This is a genomic window from Pseudoalteromonas sp. BZB3, from assembly GCF_040104455.1.
Classification (GTDB): Bacteria; Pseudomonadota; Gammaproteobacteria; order Enterobacterales; family Alteromonadaceae; genus Pseudoalteromonas.
In genome coordinates this window covers 177392-191841 of the sequence record NZ_JBECOS010000009.1, presented here as the reverse complement: position 1 = coordinate 191841, position 14450 = coordinate 177392, and the positions used below count along the sequence as shown (strand labels likewise).

The window sequence follows — 14450 nt, the reverse complement described above, 5'->3', positions numbered from 1 at the left end:
TTATGACAACAATGATTAAAACATCTCTTATTTCTCTCGCGCTATGCTCAAATTTGGCAATGGCAGATTGGAGTACAACCGTTACTGGCGCATCTGATTATACTTTCAATGGTGTTAGCCAAACTGATAATGGCCCAGCTATTCAAGCGAGTCTTGATAAAGCATTCGATAATGGCGTATATGCAGGCTCTTGGGCATCGAATGTCGATTTTGGTACCGACACTAACTTAGAGTGGGATTTCTATGTAGGCCGCTACGCTGAATTAAACAGCCAATGGAGCATTGATTATGGTATCGCTTATTACACGTATCATGGTGAAAGCGCTTCTAGCGACGGTAACTACCCTGAAGTATACGCCAAGTTCGGTTTTAACAATGAGCTAGGTAATACCGAGTTTAACTTCTGGTATAGCTGGGATTATTTTGGAACAGATGCAGGCCATACTATTGCGATGGTAGCACACACCGTTGAGCTTGCGCCAAACCACAATTTAAGAGCCAGCTTTGATATCTCAAACTCATTAGATGGTGATAAATTTAGCTGGCAAGCAACTGACAAGTCTTACCATCATTATCGTCTAGCTTATCAGACAAGCTACGAAGGTTTTAATATTGAAGTGGCTGCTGAAAACACCAACCTAGATTGGGATACAGCCGATGAACGTATCGTGCTGTCAGTAGCAAGAACATTCTCTTTATAAGAGAGTTTCAAACTAAAAGGGTGACATTATGTCACCCTTTTTAACAACCAATAGCACTTATTAATTCCTCTTCATTCTAAGGCAGTACTTGCCCTCTCGCGCTCACGAAAAGGCTATACCATTCATCTCTTGTAAGCTCGAAATCGAGCGCCATAGTCGTACCTTTTATTCTATCTAAATTAGTTGTGCCAATAACAGGCTGTATATTACTCGGGTGCTTTAATAGGAATGCCAGTAGAATCGCTTCTGGTGTTGCATGGTGTGCTTCTGCCAATTCAAAAATGAGCTTGGTAGTTTGTCTCGTCACATGACACTCTGACTGCAAACCTTGCTCTGAGAATCGACCTTTAGCTAAACATCCCCAAGCTTGGAGTTGGATCCGCTCATTTTGACAATATTCTAAAGTACCACTCACAAAGTCCACCTGATGGTTGCCCGCACTGCCCACCATGACACCGTCATTGAGCCAATCCAGCTTTCCTAAACTCATCTCGATTTGGTTTGCGATTATTGGCAGCTCAAGAAGTTTCTGCATATATGAAATCTGGTGATGACTCATATTAGAAACCGCAAAATGATTAACCTTGCCTGCTGATTTTAATTCTAATAATGTCTCAGTCAACTCTTCAATTTGCATTAAGGGATCTGGTCTGTGCAGCATTAAAATGTCTAAGTACTCAGTATTTAAACGTCTTAAACTGCCTTCAACTGAATGTTTGATCCACTTCTCAGAAAAATCATAGCGGCCAGGTAAAACCTCTTCTTTAAAACGGATCCCGCATTTAGATTGCAGTATCATGTTTTCTCTCAGTTCAGGCTTTTTCTTTAATACTTCACCAAAAACCTGCTCAGCTTTACCATTTCGATAGATATCAGCATGATCGAAGAAATTAATACCATAAGCCATGGCCGCTTCAATCACAGAGTGAGCTTGCGAGATATCTTTATTTACAATCGCAGAGTTATCCCACTCACCGCCTAAACCCATACATCCGTAGGCAATGCGACTGACATCAGGGTAATATTTTTTAAGTGGTAAAGTCTGTTTCGTCATCAAGTCACCTTAATTTGTTTTTAGTCTCACTAGTTTATTGTTCTGTGTTATGAATAAAAGAGTATAATTAAGAAAACATTGTTTTATATAGCAAACAGTAATGATTATAAATGAACATAAACGTGTTGAGTTGCTGATGCTATTTTTAACACTAGCAGAACAACTTAGCTTTACAAAAGCCGCTGAACAGTTAGGGATCTCTAAAGGTTATCTTTCTGAAAAAATAAAACAGCTTGAGACCCATTTAAAAACGCCTTTAGTTATCAGAACAACGCGTAGTGTCAAACTTACCGCTCAAGGTGTTCACGTTTATGAACAAGCATTGCAAATAAGAACCCAGTTGTTTGATATAGAAAAAACCACTGACTCGCAACAAGTTGTTGGGACTATAAGACTCACTGCACCAAAAATGTTTGCGAGCACCTTTCTCTTCGACATTTGCCATAAATTTAAACAACTGCACCCGAATATTGAGTTTGTAATTAACTCAAGTTACCGAACGTTTAATTTAAACCAACAAGATTTTGATTTGGCTTTTCGTGCCACCTCATCACCGCCAGATAACATGGTTGCCAATAAACTGTTCGACTATGAGCATATCATTGTTGCCTCACCGAGATATCTGAAATCAAGTGGCCCAATAGACTCGCTTGTTGATTTAGAAAACCACCATTGCCTGACAGTGACTGAGCAAACCATCTGGCCTTTTGCTTCCCAGCAAGTAAACATCAATGGTTGGCTATCTAGTAACGACAATCACATGTTAAAGCGCTCAGCTCAACAAGGCGGTGGGCTTTTCAGGATCGCGAATTATTTCGTTAAAGATGAGCTAGATTCAGGTCAGCTCGTTGAAGTGTTACAACAAGAGAAAATAAAAAACAGTGGCGGGCTTTATATGCTCTACCATCAGCTCATTTACCCGCCTTACAAACTAAGAGTATTTATCGACTTTGTAAAAGCTTATTTTCAATAAGCTTTTAGTAACATTAAGTAATTTTTACAACCGGTCGCTTGATACAGGTTTGGTTCAAAAGGCACTGTAACGCCTCTTTGACTTTTTCGGAGTTAAACTCTATCAAATCTATTTCTGGTGCTTGTATGGCACCACTTTCAATATCCTTTAAAAGCGTTTCGCCCATAAAACATAAATGCTGCTGTGCGCATAAACTATTTGCCAACCAAGCACCTGCAATCGACACCACACCAATATTAGGTGCTTTTTCGAATAGTAACTCTTCGGGGATCGCAGAAAACCCATTTAGACAAGCTATACGCCCACAAAACCTTAGTTTTTGAATATCTTGAACGACGCTTTCTTTGCCAATAGTATTGATCACACAATCAAAGCCGTCAGGGCCAATTTCGTGCTTTATTTGCGCACAGATTGCATCGTCTTTTTTACTACAATCAAACACAAAGTCAGCACCCAGTTTTTTCAAACGTTTATGATGTGGCTTTTGAGCAAACGCAAATACTTGTGCTCCCTGTTTTTTTGCATACTGAATCGCAAAATGAGCCACTGCACCTTGTGCACTGTTGATTGCGAGTGTATCCCCTTCTTGCAGCTTAATTTTTTCAAGAGCAAGTAATGCTGCCATTCCCGAGTTTGGCAATGCTACAGCTAATTCGCTTTCGATTTGCTCTGGTAACTCAGAAACCGCATGATTTGGCATAACAGTAAATTGCTTTAGCATGCCTTGCTCTGCAAGGTTCGCATGAAATAAAACCCGTGCGCCTTTAGCCGGAAACACCCCTTTTGGTGCGTCAACAACCGTACCAACAGCATCCGAGCCCAAAATATGCGGATATTGCCACTGGCTAAAGCCTTTTACAGCAAAGCTGGCATCTAAATGATTTAACGCGACATACTCTACTTTTATCAATAGCTCATTGCCTCTAGGAATAGGCAAATCGAGTTGTGTCATTTCCAAATCGAAGTCAGCCCCATGTTGGCGTAACTCCAATGCATTCATTTTGTTGTTATCCTTGTACATGAGGCCTCCTCTGTTAGAGATTAGAAATTAATTGTGATGACCAGCCACCGCTCAATTGGCTATATGCTGCAACAGAAGCACTTAACCATTGGTTACGGATCAACACTTGGCTGCGCTCAGCACTGAGCACGTCTTGTCTTGCTGCAAGTAAATCAAGGTAGGCTAATTGCCCTTCTTGATATCCCGCTTCAGCTTGTTGATAAGCAGCTCGCGCGGCTTTTACAGTTTGCGTAGAGAGTGCAAACTGCTGCTGAGCATGTTGTAAAGCACGTAAAGACAGCTCAGTTTGCGACAATGCATCGGTCAAAGTTTGCTTATAACTACGATAGCTTGCTTCTGATAATGCAGTTTGAGCGTCAAGTTGAGCCAATAACTGCGGGTAACTGAATAAAGACCAATTGATGCTTGGCGCAACTTGCCAATTCGATTGGGTATTATTGAAGTTCATACCCGATATATTTAACACGCCAGCAAAGGCCGATAAGCTAATATCAGGATAAAGCGCACGCTCTGCACTTTGTGCCAAATAACCTTGTTGATGTACCTTGGCCATCGCTGAACGAATATCACCGCGCTGCATGAGCGCATCATCTGCCGAGTGCACATTCACTGTTAAATTAAGCGCATCGTAGTCTGTTTGACTCAACACAGTGAAACTAAGTTCATCGGCACGTTTATCGGTTAATGCACTTAGAATTTGCTCAACTTGGGCAAGCTCAACACCAATTTGAGGTAATCGTTGCTTAAGCTCAAAGTACTGCACACGTGTTCTGTTTAACTCAAGCTCAGTCGCTATGCCCTCTTCAATACGCACTTGAATGATCTCCATCGAGTCTTCGAGTGCTTTTAATTGATTAAGGGTTAATGCATGTTGCTGTTGTAAGTTCTGCCATTGTAAAAAGCTACGAACAGACGTGCTAACTAGCTCAGTCAGTAACTGCTGATATTGCGCTTGGCTATCAACTGCAACCGCTTCTGCCGCTGAAGTAAGTGCAGCAATGCGACCCGATAAGTCCAGTTTCCAATTCACGTTACCACCCGCGGCGGCTGTACTCACAACATCTGCGTTTGGATTTAAACTACTAGGCGTATTAGAACGGTTACCAGATACCGCTAAGCCACCTTGCGGCAGGTTTGCGCGTTGCTGCTCTGATAACCCAGCAAGGGCGGCGCGCAAACGCGCCGACGATGCTTTTAAGTTTTGGTTTTTGTCCAATACATCAACCACAAGTTGGTCTAACTCAGCGATGTTCAGTTGCTGCCACCAGTTTTGTTCGCTTTGTTTCGCCACTTCAGATAACAACACATGTGTGCTTAACGCATTGCTGAAGGTTTGCGACGTGTGCTGTGCTTGGTCAATATTTGGGGCACTTGCACATCCTGCCAACACAGCCAGAGCAATGCCCGATAACGTCATTTTAAATACGCGCATTTTATTGCTCCTTAGCCGTTACTAGACGATAGAATACTGGCGTGAATAACAAGCCAAATACCGTTACACCAATCATGCCGAAGAATACGGCATTACCCATTGCTTGACGCATTTCAGCCCCTGCACCTGACGCCAGTACCAGAGGGGCTACACCAGCCGTAAAGGCAATCGATGTCATCAGTATTGGACGAAGACGTAAACGACACGCTTCAATAATCGCCTCTAGATGCGTTGCACCTTGTAAGTGCTTATCTCTGGCAAATTCGACCATTAAGATTGCATTCTTGGAAGCCAGCGCAACCAGTACAATCAAAGCAATTTGCGTAAAGATATTATTATCGCCACCGAGCATGTAAACACCTGCCAGCGCTGAGAAAATCGTCATTGGTACAATTAAAATAATCGACAATGGTAAGCGTAAGCTTTCATATTGCGCTGCCAATACCATGAAGACCAATACAACCACCAGTGGGAATACATACACCATGGTATTACCCGCTAAGATCTGTTGATACGTCACCTCAGTCCACTCATAGGTGATCCCTTCTGGCAGTGTTTTGGTCAGGACCGCTTCAATGGCTTGTTGCGCTTGGTCTGAGCTATAACCCGGTGCAGGGCTGCCGTTCAGTTCAGCGGTAACATAACCGTTATAGTGCATCACACGATCAGGACCTGTGGTTTCTTCTACAGTCACAACAGAACCTAGAGGAACCATGAGGCCTGCAGCATTGCGCACTTTTAAGTTGTTGATTTGCTCTTTCTTCGACCTAAACTTCGCTTCAGCTTGCGCTTTTACTTGATAAGTACGGCCAAACATATTGAAGTCATTCACGTATGCAGAACCTAAATAAACTTGTAGTGCGTTGAATACTTCGTCTAACGGAATGCCTTGAATTAGTGCTTGTTCACGGTCAATGTTAATGTCCATTTGCGGTACTTGAATTCTAAAGCTTGAATATAAACCCATGAGTGCGTGGTCTTTTTGTGCAGCGCCAATGGTTGCTTGCAGTGCAGCAAACAGCGCTTCAAACCCTTGGTTACTTCTATCTTCAATTTGAAGTTTAAAGCCACCCGTTGTGCCTAACCCCAGAATTGGCGGTGGTGGGAATACAGCCACAAACGCTTCATCAATGGCAGCAAAACGTTGGTTTAATTGCATTGCAATGGCAAAGGCTGACAAGCTAGGGTCATTACGTTCGCTAAAATCATCCAGTGGCGTGAACACAATGCCGCTATTGGTACTATTGGTGAAGCCATTTACCGATAAACCAGGGAAAGCAACCGTATGCGCAACGCCCGGTACTTCAAGCGCAATCTCTTGCATTTGCTTAATTACTTCTTCAGTTCTATCAAGACTTGCCGCATCTGGCAGTTGTGCCACTGCAACTAAATATTGCTTGTCTTGCTGAGGAATAAAGCCACCCGGAACAGAGTTAAATAAGCCTATAGTTGAGCCAACTAGAGCAAGATACACTACACCGACAACCACACTCATACGGATCAGCTTTTTCACGACTTTTTCATATCCTTGTGCGCCTTTATCAAATAAGCGATTGAATGGTTTGAATAACCAAGTACCGAATAACGCGTTCAGTAGTTTTGTAAGCTTATCTTGTGGTGCATCATGTGGCTTTAATAAAATTGCCGACAATGCAGGTGATAAAGTTAATGAGTTAAACGCTGAAATAAGTGTTGAGATAGTAATGGTTAATGCAAACTGCTTATAAAACTGTCCTGAAAGACCGGTAATAAACGCAGTAGGGATGAAAACCGCACACAGTACAAACGCAATCGCAATAATTGGCCCTGTTACTTCGCTCATAGCGATTTTAGTTGCTTCAAATGGGCTATGACCATCGGCAATATTACGCTCAACGTTTTCAACAACTACAATGGCATCATCCACAACAATACCGATTGCCAACACAAGACCGAACAGCGACAAGGTATTAATAGACACGCCTAGTAATTGCATGATGGCAAAAGTACCCACCAGTGAAACTGGCACAGCAATTAAAGGAATAATAGAGGCGCGCCAAGTTTGCAAGAACAGCACCACGACCACAACAACCAATAGAATCGCTTCAGCTAGGGTTGCAATCACGGCATCGATTGAGCCGCGTACGAAAACCGTTGGATCATAAGCAATTTCATACGTCATGCCTGCTGGGAAATCTTGCTGCAAACGCGCCATAGTTTCACGAACGTCATCTGACAGCTGAATTGCGTTTGAGCCAGGGCGCTGGAATACCGGCATAGCGAGTGCTGGCTGGTTATCTAGCATGGCACGCAGTGCGTAGTTCTCTTGACCCAACTCAATTTTAGCAATGTCTTTAAGACGCGTAAGCTGACCGTTTTCACCCACTTTGATAATGACTTGCTCAAACTCTTCGATGCTTTCTAAACGCCCTTTAACGTTTAACAGAATTTGAAACTGGCTTTCTTCAGGCGAAGGTTGTGCACCTAAAGAACCCGCTGCCACTTGTTGGTTTTGCGTGCGCAAAGCGCCCATTACATCTGTCGCTGTGAGATTACGAGCCGCTAATGCATCTGGATTTAACCACACACGCATTGAATATTTTGAGCCACCAAATAGCTGTAAGTCACCCACACCCGGTAAACGCTTAAGCTCATCTTTGATATAAATATCAGCGTAGTTCGCCATATAAGCGGTATCTTGAGTGCCATCAGGTGAAACCAAGTGCACCACCATCGCCAAGTTTGGTGACGACTTTTGTGCCGTTACACCTAAGCGTTGTACTTCTTGTGGTAAACGGGGCAAGGCGTTATTCACTCGGTTTTGCACTTGTACTTGCGCTTGGTCAAGATCAGTCCCCAGTGCAAATGTCACAGTTAACGTCAAACGGCCATCACTGGTAGCTTGAGACGAGTGATAAAGCATATTCTCTAAGCCATTTAACTCTTGCTCAAGAGGCGTTGCAACTGTTTGTGAGATAACTTTTGGGTTGGCACCCGGATACGTTGCGTTTACCACAACCGTAGGTGGTACCACTGCCGGATACTCACTTACTGGTAGCTGAAACAATGAAATTGCTCCAGTGATCACGAAGATCAGAGAGAGCATGGCCGCGAATATGGGCCTTGAGATAAAAAAGTGTGAAAAGTTCATAATACTCTCTACTTAGCTGCGCTAACTAATAAATCACTTGAGGTATTTGCAGACTTAAGAACAAACTGAGTATTCTCAAAATTAAATGCCACCTTCTTCGGTGTAATTGGCATACCCGGACCAACGCGTGCTGGACCATTTACTGCAATACGGTCGCCACGGACTAAACCGCTTTTGATGGCACGGTACGCCCCGTAGCGCTCACCAAGCTCAACCAAGCGATATTGCAAGGTGTTATTTTCATCCACAGTTAAAACAAAGCGGTTTTTGAGATCAGTACCAATTGCGCGCTCCGGTACAATTGCCAAGGCTTTTGGCGTTTGTGCAGCCATTGAAATACGTGCAAAGGCACCCGGCTTTAAGTTATGCGCTTGCGCGTCAAAAACTGCACGAACACGCAACGTACCAGTTGTTGGGTTGATTTCGTTATCAATAAAGTCGACTTTACCTGCAATTGGCTGTTGGCTATTAATACGTTGTAACTGCACCATCACGCCAGTATCTGCATTCATGCCAGCAAACTGCTTGCTCCATGTGCGTTCGTCTACATCAAAATACGCATATACCAAATCATCAGAAACAATGGTTGTAAGGGCTGTATCACCGGCACTCACATAGTTACCTTGCGTGACATCCGCACGAGAAATAACACCGCTAATTGGCGCTGTTACTTGGCTAAACTCTAGGTCTAATTGCGCTTTTTCAAGCTGAGCAGCAATGGCATTCTTGTTTGCAATGGCACGGCGTAAAGTCACGTCACGTTGATCTGCTTGCTCTGTCGACATGGCATTTTTAGCAACCAAACGTTGTGCACGTTCTGCCTCGCCTTGCGCTTGGCTTAATGCTGCTTCTGCACTTACAAGTTGTGCTTTCAAGCTTTCAACCTGAGTTGCAAATGGACGAGGGTCAATGCTAAAAAGTAATTGACCCTTTTCTACTCGCTCACCTTCTTTGAATGCCATGCTTTTAAGTTGACCAGATACGCGTGGTTTAAGAACAACACGTTCAGGTGCTTCTAAGCGAGTCGTGAACGTATGCCAAGACTGAACTTCTTCTAATTGAACGTTAGCCACATCAATAGTTAATGGCGGCGGTTGTTGGCCTTGTTGTGCATTCGATTGACCACAGCCACTCAGCACTAAGGCTAAAGCAACTGCGCTAAGTGTATAGCTAAGTTTGTTCATGACATTCTCCGATAAAAGTGACTAATGTGATCGTACGGAGAATATCTGTGCAGAAAAATACGCAATTCTTAAAAACATTAGTGCCAATATGGCACCAATAATTTTAGTCACCTTATTTTTAACACATAATTTTATAAATACTTGATCAACTAAAAGCTAAAACATATGATTTTCCATATATTGGTTGAAACTCATACCAATCGGCTTGAATACTTGGAAACATGATGGAACCTGTACAATTTTATAAATGTCTTGCAGATGAAACTCGCTTGAAAAGCTTGCTGCTCATAGAGAAAGAACAAGAGCTGTGTGTATGTGAATTAATGGCAGCACTTGAAGAAAGCCAGCCCAAAATATCGCGTCACTTAGCTCAGCTCAGAAAATGCGGTTTACTGACCGACAAGCGTCAGGGTCAATGGGTCTTTTACAGCATAAATAGCGAACTTCCTGAGTGGGCTAAAACTGTACTGAGCAGCACTACGGAGAATAACCCTGACTTTTTAGCTAATGATTTGGCGCGCTTAAATGAAATGGGTGACAGACCAGCTCGTATTTCAGCTTGTTGTCCATAACTCTAGATAGGAAAGATTATGTCTTTACATCCATTTGATAAATTAACTGTAAAAAATAACATTAGTTTTTTGTTCACGCCTTGCCCAGGAATAAAAGACGCTAGCTTGGTCGACTCTGTAACGCAATTAAAAGCGGCTGGTGCCAGTGCCATTGTGACGCTAATGTCTGATGAAGAGCTTGCTGAAAATAGTGCCTCAACGCTCGGGGAAGTCTGTGCTAACCAAGACATCACTTGGTTTCAATTACCTATTTCTGATGATAAAGGACCTGATGAACGATTTTTTGATGCTTGGCATAAGCAAAAATCAGCGCTGCTGACTTTACTGAATACATCGGCAACTGTCGCAGTACATTGTAAAGGCGGCTCTGGTCGCACAGGCTTAATGATTGCCATATTGCTCGTTGAGCTGGGCTACAGTAAAGCTGAAGCGAAAGAAAAAGTACAAGCAATGCGCCCTAAGGCGCTCAGTAAGCCTGATCAAGTATCATTCTATGAACTTTATCAAGTTTAAATTAATGGGTACTTTGAGCAACTAATTTTTGTTAGTTGCTCTGTTATCGCTTCAGTACACACTCTGACATTCAATGGTTGATTTTTGCCATAAGGATGCATTGCGAAAACAGGGTTACTAGGCAGTATTAATTCAGAATTTACAGCCACCAGCTCATCGGCAAATTTAGACAAATAAAAATCAGGCACAACTCCAATGCCCGCACCCGCTTTAAGCAATGATATACATGAGTAAAACGAGTTCGTTATACATTGTGCCTCTGTAGAGAATTGCTGCACTTCTTTATTCTCTTTCACAAAGGTGTGCGAAATCTTTTTACCTTGCCACACATTGGCAATATAGGGTAACGAGCCTAATTGCTGACCAGCAAACTCTGGCATACCACAAAGTACATCTTTGAATGAGCCAATGCGCTTTTGCGTTAAACTGCTGTCAGAAGACCGGCCAACTCTAATGGCCAAATCAATATCATGCTCCATAAAGTCTAACTGCTCATCGGCATTAACCAATTCAGGTTTCAGGTCTGGGTAGCGCTTTATCAGCTCAGCAATCACTGGCGTCACTAGAGTTTCCATCAAGGCGTTTGGCGCTGTGATCCTTACTCGCCCTTTAGGTTCATTTAGAAAAGTTTGAGCCTGTTCCCACGCATTACTGGCAATCAGGTTTATCTCTTTGCATTGAAAATAAAACCGATTTCCCGCATCTGTGAGAGACAACTTTCGCGTTGTACGCTTTAACAAAATAACCCCAAGTGCATGCTCAAGGTCTTTTAAGTTTTGGCTGATCACTGACTTTGAGAGCGATAGCTGCTCACCTGCTGCAGAGATAGATCCAGCTTCAACTATCGCGGCAAAAATCATCATTTGTTTTAAACGTTTCATTTTATTGTTCTGTATAGGAAAACAGTTTTTTCTATTATATCTGTTTTTCAAAACTTTTCAGTTCGTTAATCTAGCCTCACAAATATTGATGTAAAAGAGAGACTAGAAATGACCGAGCAATAAGTACTAGAGGCATGCAAAGAAGGGATCGCAACATGGCAAAAAGCCTTCAACAACCAAGACGCTAAAGGCTGTGCTGAGCAATATAATGATAATGCTGTTATGCAAGCGCGACCATTTGGCACCTTTGAAGGCAAGCAAATGATAGAGTCATTTTGGCAAGGCATTATTGATCAAGGCTTCAGAGATGTTGAATATACTAATGTAGAGTGGCGCAAATTTGATGATACGAGCTTCATTTTGACTTCAAAATGGACCATGAATAAAGCATTTGGTGTTGTGCATCGTGAACTATGGCGTATTGAAGCAGATAACAAAGCGCGTCTTATTGAAGATGAATTCGAAGTTATGGGTGAACGCTAAGTCTAAAAATACAAAATATATTCAGCTAGATGAGACTTGGCGTCTAGCTGACATTTAAAATGCGAATGTACTCTATACATTAAAAGTCGTTAAGTTATACGAGACTTATTAATCTTAATAAACAACTCAGCGGTCGCCATCGCATCATTTAACGCGCGGTGGTGACCGACAAGGCTAATACCTAAATCTCTGCAAATATTGCCCAAAGAATATGATTTATGCCCCGGAATAAACTTGCGGCCGAGTGACACGGTACATAACTTAGCCCGTTTATAATACATGCCACAGCGTGCAAACTCAGCACGAATAAACCCCATGTCAAAATTCACGTTATGGGCAACAAATATACACCCCCTTGTAAATGATTCTATATGTTCAGCAATATCAACAAACTCAGGCGCATCGCGAACCATTTGATTATCAATGCCTGTTAATTCAGTAATGTATTTTGGAATGTGCTTGTTCGGATTAACTAATGAACTCCAATGTTCAACAATCTCTTCACCAATGACTTTAACCATCGCCACTTCGGTAATGCGCTCGTATTCTTTTTTACCTCCTGTGGTTTCTACGTCAATAATCACATAAGGCTGAGCGGGATCAATTTGCCATTCGACTTTTTTAATTGAGACATCAAAGCCTGCTTTTAATAACTGGTTCATAGTCACCAGTTGATTGCGTCTTAAACTGTCACCCGGTGCTTTGACTTCGACACAAAAAAGCTCTGTATTCTTAACACAAATAAGATCTGGGTAGCCGTCCTTTAGCCCTTTATAATTTTTCGCCATGGCTCGAAGATGCGCACAAAGCGCCTCAATGGGTGCATGCTTTATTAATAATGAAAGCTCATCAAACAGACTCTCATACCAAGCAATAAAGCCGTTAGGCTTGCCATAATGGGCTGTAGTTTGTTTTAGCAACCAAGTGTATAAGTCATGATTACTCGAAAAACTAGCTAAACGCTTTTCAATATTTGCTTCAAATATGTCGTAAAAAATATTTTCTTTTATGGGTTTAGGTAGTCGAGAAAATTCATTACCTAATCCACTGAGTTCATGTTCATATAGCTCGGCCCAAAATGTTAAACAAAATAGTGCACGCCAGATAGCATTCTCGCAGTGAATCGCGGTGATCCCTTGGCGGGCAAAGTTATCTATCAGCCCCTGCTCTGGCGAGCCAACAAATGCTTCATCTAACGGAATTGCCTCCCCTGCACTTCTGAGCATATTTGTTAAAATTGAAGTGCGCTCAGCGCCAAACTTTCTTCTTGAAAAGTCCTCGGCAAAAATTAATAAGCCCTCATCCGCTGAGTGTTCGATAATATCGTCAAGCTTTTGCTTACAAGCCTCTATGTCACCTTGAGCATATAAAGTTCTTACTAACTTTTCTTGCGCACTGACATGACCGCTAAGCATCATTAGCTGTGTGGCAAGCTGAGTATGCTCAGGCAGACAAAACACAGCGAGTTTATAAGTCAGCGTGTTGTATTTAGATTCGGCTTGAAAACCTGTTGGTTGAAGAACATCAGAACTTGCAAGGGTGTGTGCCAATGTCAGTTTTTCATCATCACTCAATGTTTTTAAAGATTGAAGTAATTTAGAAAAATAAAAAGCGGTTTGCGTTTCTTCTTGCTCGTCAAAATGAGCGTTTATTTGAGTATTCACTTTTTCATGTACATTTAAAACACCGAGATCACGCATGGAAAACTGCGAAAGTGTGCCGCCTAATTTGCCAAAATAAACAAATAAGCAAAGCTCAAAAGTCGGCTTAAAATCAGAATATACATAACGATTAAACACCGAGCACTGCTGCACATTTATATGCTGCACTTGCTGCAAGACCGCCTCTAGCCAAGCTTGTTTTTTAGCTGATTTAACGGGCGTATTTTCGAGATTTGAATTAATACATACTTGCTGAAGATCTTGCTTTTTCAGCTCTTTAATTAAATCATGAGGTGGTTTATGAGTTGCAAACTTAACTAGCTCAGCGTCAAGTAGCTCACTGAGAGCCCGCTCAACATCTGTTATTTCGTCATAGTTTAAGTGATCTTTAAAAACAAACTCACTTTTTCTATTTACGATACGCAATAACAAACACAGCGCTGATTCATTTAATACAGACAACTTTTCTAATTGCTGCCGTTGTTTATCAGTGAATAGATGCATACTTGTCGAGCGCAAGAAGTTCATTAATTCATTGAAATGTGACAAGTAATACTTTTCAGGTAGGGCTTTCATAACAAACAACAACTGTATATCAATACAGTTATCATATTTCAGATGTTTTGAGCTGTCCAGTTACTGTCTAGTTACCATTCACTCAAGAAAAATTTTTAAGAAATCACTGGACTTACTCAACCATTGCCTATAAAGTGCGCATCAGCTAGAAAGAAAGTCTAAATTTAAAATCTACATTTCGTTGTACTACTCGTAATACTCGTCCTGAAGCTTTAAGTTCAAGTTTTATTTTCCAAGCAATACCGCCTTCGGGCACATTTTTACAATAT

At 41.9% G+C, this 14450-nt stretch carries 12 protein-coding genes; 5 read left to right on the top strand and 7 right to left on the bottom strand.

The genetic code is table 11. From position 1 onward, the window contains the following. Positions 1-2: 2 nt before the first annotated feature. The gene (locus ABMY35_RS09055; protein WP_349285912.1) at positions 3-701 is read left to right on the top strand and encodes a TorF family putative porin; all 699 of its coding nucleotides are present in this window, start codon (positions 3-5) and stop codon (positions 699-701) included. Positions 702-777: 76 nt separating this feature from the next. On the opposite strand, the gene ABMY35_RS09050 is transcribed toward ABMY35_RS09055, so the two are convergent. Next, positions 778-1755, bottom strand: coding sequence for an aldo/keto reductase (locus tag ABMY35_RS09050; protein ID WP_349285911.1), 978 nt, complete (start codon positions 1753-1755; stop codon positions 778-780). Between the two features lie 100 nt (positions 1756-1855). On the opposite strand from ABMY35_RS09050, the gene ABMY35_RS09045 reads away from it, so the two are divergent. Then, positions 1856-2728: a LysR family transcriptional regulator gene (locus ABMY35_RS09045; RefSeq protein WP_349285910.1), complete on the top strand. Its 873-nt coding sequence runs from the start codon at positions 1856-1858 to the stop codon at positions 2726-2728. Between the two features lie 13 nt (positions 2729-2741). Here the strand turns inward: ABMY35_RS09045 and ABMY35_RS09040 are convergent, their stop codons facing one another. The 4 genes from ABMY35_RS09040 to ABMY35_RS09025 are packed head-to-tail and all read right to left on the bottom strand — an operon-like array spanning position 2742 to position 9495. Then, complete coding sequence (locus ABMY35_RS09040) at positions 2742-3749, bottom strand: zinc-binding dehydrogenase (RefSeq protein ID WP_349285909.1); 1008 nt, start codon at positions 3747-3749, stop codon at positions 2742-2744. A gap of 13 nt (positions 3750-3762) precedes the next feature. Beyond that, on the bottom strand, positions 3763-5181 hold the full coding sequence (locus tag ABMY35_RS09035; protein ID WP_349285908.1) for a TolC family protein: 1419 nt from the start codon (positions 5179-5181) through the stop codon (positions 3763-3765). 1 nt (position 5182) lies between these two features. Continuing rightward, the gene (locus ABMY35_RS09030; protein ID WP_349285907.1) at positions 5183-8311 is read right to left on the bottom strand and encodes a multidrug efflux RND transporter permease subunit; all 3129 of its coding nucleotides are present in this window, start codon (positions 8309-8311) and stop codon (positions 5183-5185) included. A gap of 8 nt (positions 8312-8319) precedes the next feature. After that, the gene (locus tag ABMY35_RS09025; protein ID WP_349285906.1) at positions 8320-9495 is read right to left on the bottom strand and encodes an efflux RND transporter periplasmic adaptor subunit; all 1176 of its coding nucleotides are present in this window, start codon (positions 9493-9495) and stop codon (positions 8320-8322) included. Between the two features lie 221 nt (positions 9496-9716). On the opposite strand from ABMY35_RS09025, the gene ABMY35_RS09020 reads away from it, so the two are divergent. Together ABMY35_RS09020 and ABMY35_RS09015 are read left to right on the top strand one after the other, a co-directional pair. Next, positions 9717-10067, top strand: coding sequence for a metalloregulator ArsR/SmtB family transcription factor (locus ABMY35_RS09020; RefSeq protein ID WP_349285905.1), 351 nt, complete (start codon positions 9717-9719; stop codon positions 10065-10067). Positions 10068-10085: 18 nt separating this feature from the next. After that, complete coding sequence (locus tag ABMY35_RS09015; protein ID WP_349285904.1) at positions 10086-10580, top strand: tyrosine-protein phosphatase; 495 nt, start codon at positions 10086-10088, stop codon at positions 10578-10580. Here the strand turns inward: ABMY35_RS09015 and ABMY35_RS09010 are convergent. Beyond that, positions 10577-11461: a LysR substrate-binding domain-containing protein gene (locus ABMY35_RS09010; RefSeq protein ID WP_349285903.1), complete on the bottom strand. Its 885-nt coding sequence runs from the start codon at positions 11459-11461 to the stop codon at positions 10577-10579. The genes ABMY35_RS09015 and ABMY35_RS09010 overlap by 4 nt on opposite strands. A 147-nt stretch (positions 11462-11608) precedes the next feature. Between ABMY35_RS09010 and ABMY35_RS09005 the strand changes: the two genes are divergently transcribed. Further along, complete coding sequence (locus ABMY35_RS09005) at positions 11609-11944, top strand: nuclear transport factor 2 family protein (RefSeq protein ID WP_349286122.1); 336 nt, start codon at positions 11609-11611, stop codon at positions 11942-11944. A gap of 89 nt (positions 11945-12033) precedes the next feature. Here the strand turns inward: ABMY35_RS09005 and ABMY35_RS09000 are convergent, their stop codons facing one another. Continuing rightward, on the bottom strand, positions 12034-14181 hold the full coding sequence (locus tag ABMY35_RS09000) for an exonuclease domain-containing protein (protein WP_349285902.1): 2148 nt from the start codon (positions 14179-14181) through the stop codon (positions 12034-12036). Positions 14182-14450: the final 269 nt, after the last annotated feature.

What these genes read in the sequence shown, in the direction of transcription:
- ABMY35_RS09055 (WP_349285912.1), top strand. Translation starts at nt 3, where the DNA reads ATGACAACAATGATTAAAACATCTCTTATTTCTCTCGCGCTATGCTCA.
- ABMY35_RS09050 (WP_349285911.1), bottom strand. Translation starts at nt 1,755, where the DNA reads ATGACGAAACAGACTTTACCACTTAAAAAATATTACCCTGATGTCAGT.
- ABMY35_RS09045 (WP_349285910.1), top strand. Translation starts at nt 1,856, where the DNA reads ATGATTATAAATGAACATAAACGTGTTGAGTTGCTGATGCTATTTTTA.
- ABMY35_RS09040 (WP_349285909.1), bottom strand. Translation starts at nt 3,749, where the DNA reads ATGTACAAGGATAACAACAAAATGAATGCATTGGAGTTACGCCAACAT.
- ABMY35_RS09035 (WP_349285908.1), bottom strand. Translation starts at nt 5,181, where the DNA reads ATGCGCGTATTTAAAATGACGTTATCGGGCATTGCTCTGGCTGTGTTG.
- ABMY35_RS09030 (WP_349285907.1), bottom strand. Translation starts at nt 8,311, where the DNA reads ATGAACTTTTCACACTTTTTTATCTCAAGGCCCATATTCGCGGCCATG.
- ABMY35_RS09025 (WP_349285906.1), bottom strand. Translation starts at nt 9,495, where the DNA reads ATGAACAAACTTAGCTATACACTTAGCGCAGTTGCTTTAGCCTTAGTG.
- ABMY35_RS09020 (WP_349285905.1), top strand. Translation starts at nt 9,717, where the DNA reads ATGATGGAACCTGTACAATTTTATAAATGTCTTGCAGATGAAACTCGC.
- ABMY35_RS09015 (WP_349285904.1), top strand. Translation starts at nt 10,086, where the DNA reads ATGTCTTTACATCCATTTGATAAATTAACTGTAAAAAATAACATTAGT.
- ABMY35_RS09010 (WP_349285903.1), bottom strand. Translation starts at nt 11,461, where the DNA reads ATGAAACGTTTAAAACAAATGATGATTTTTGCCGCGATAGTTGAAGCT.
- ABMY35_RS09000 (WP_349285902.1), bottom strand. Translation starts at nt 14,181, where the DNA reads ATGAAAGCCCTACCTGAAAAGTATTACTTGTCACATTTCAATGAATTA.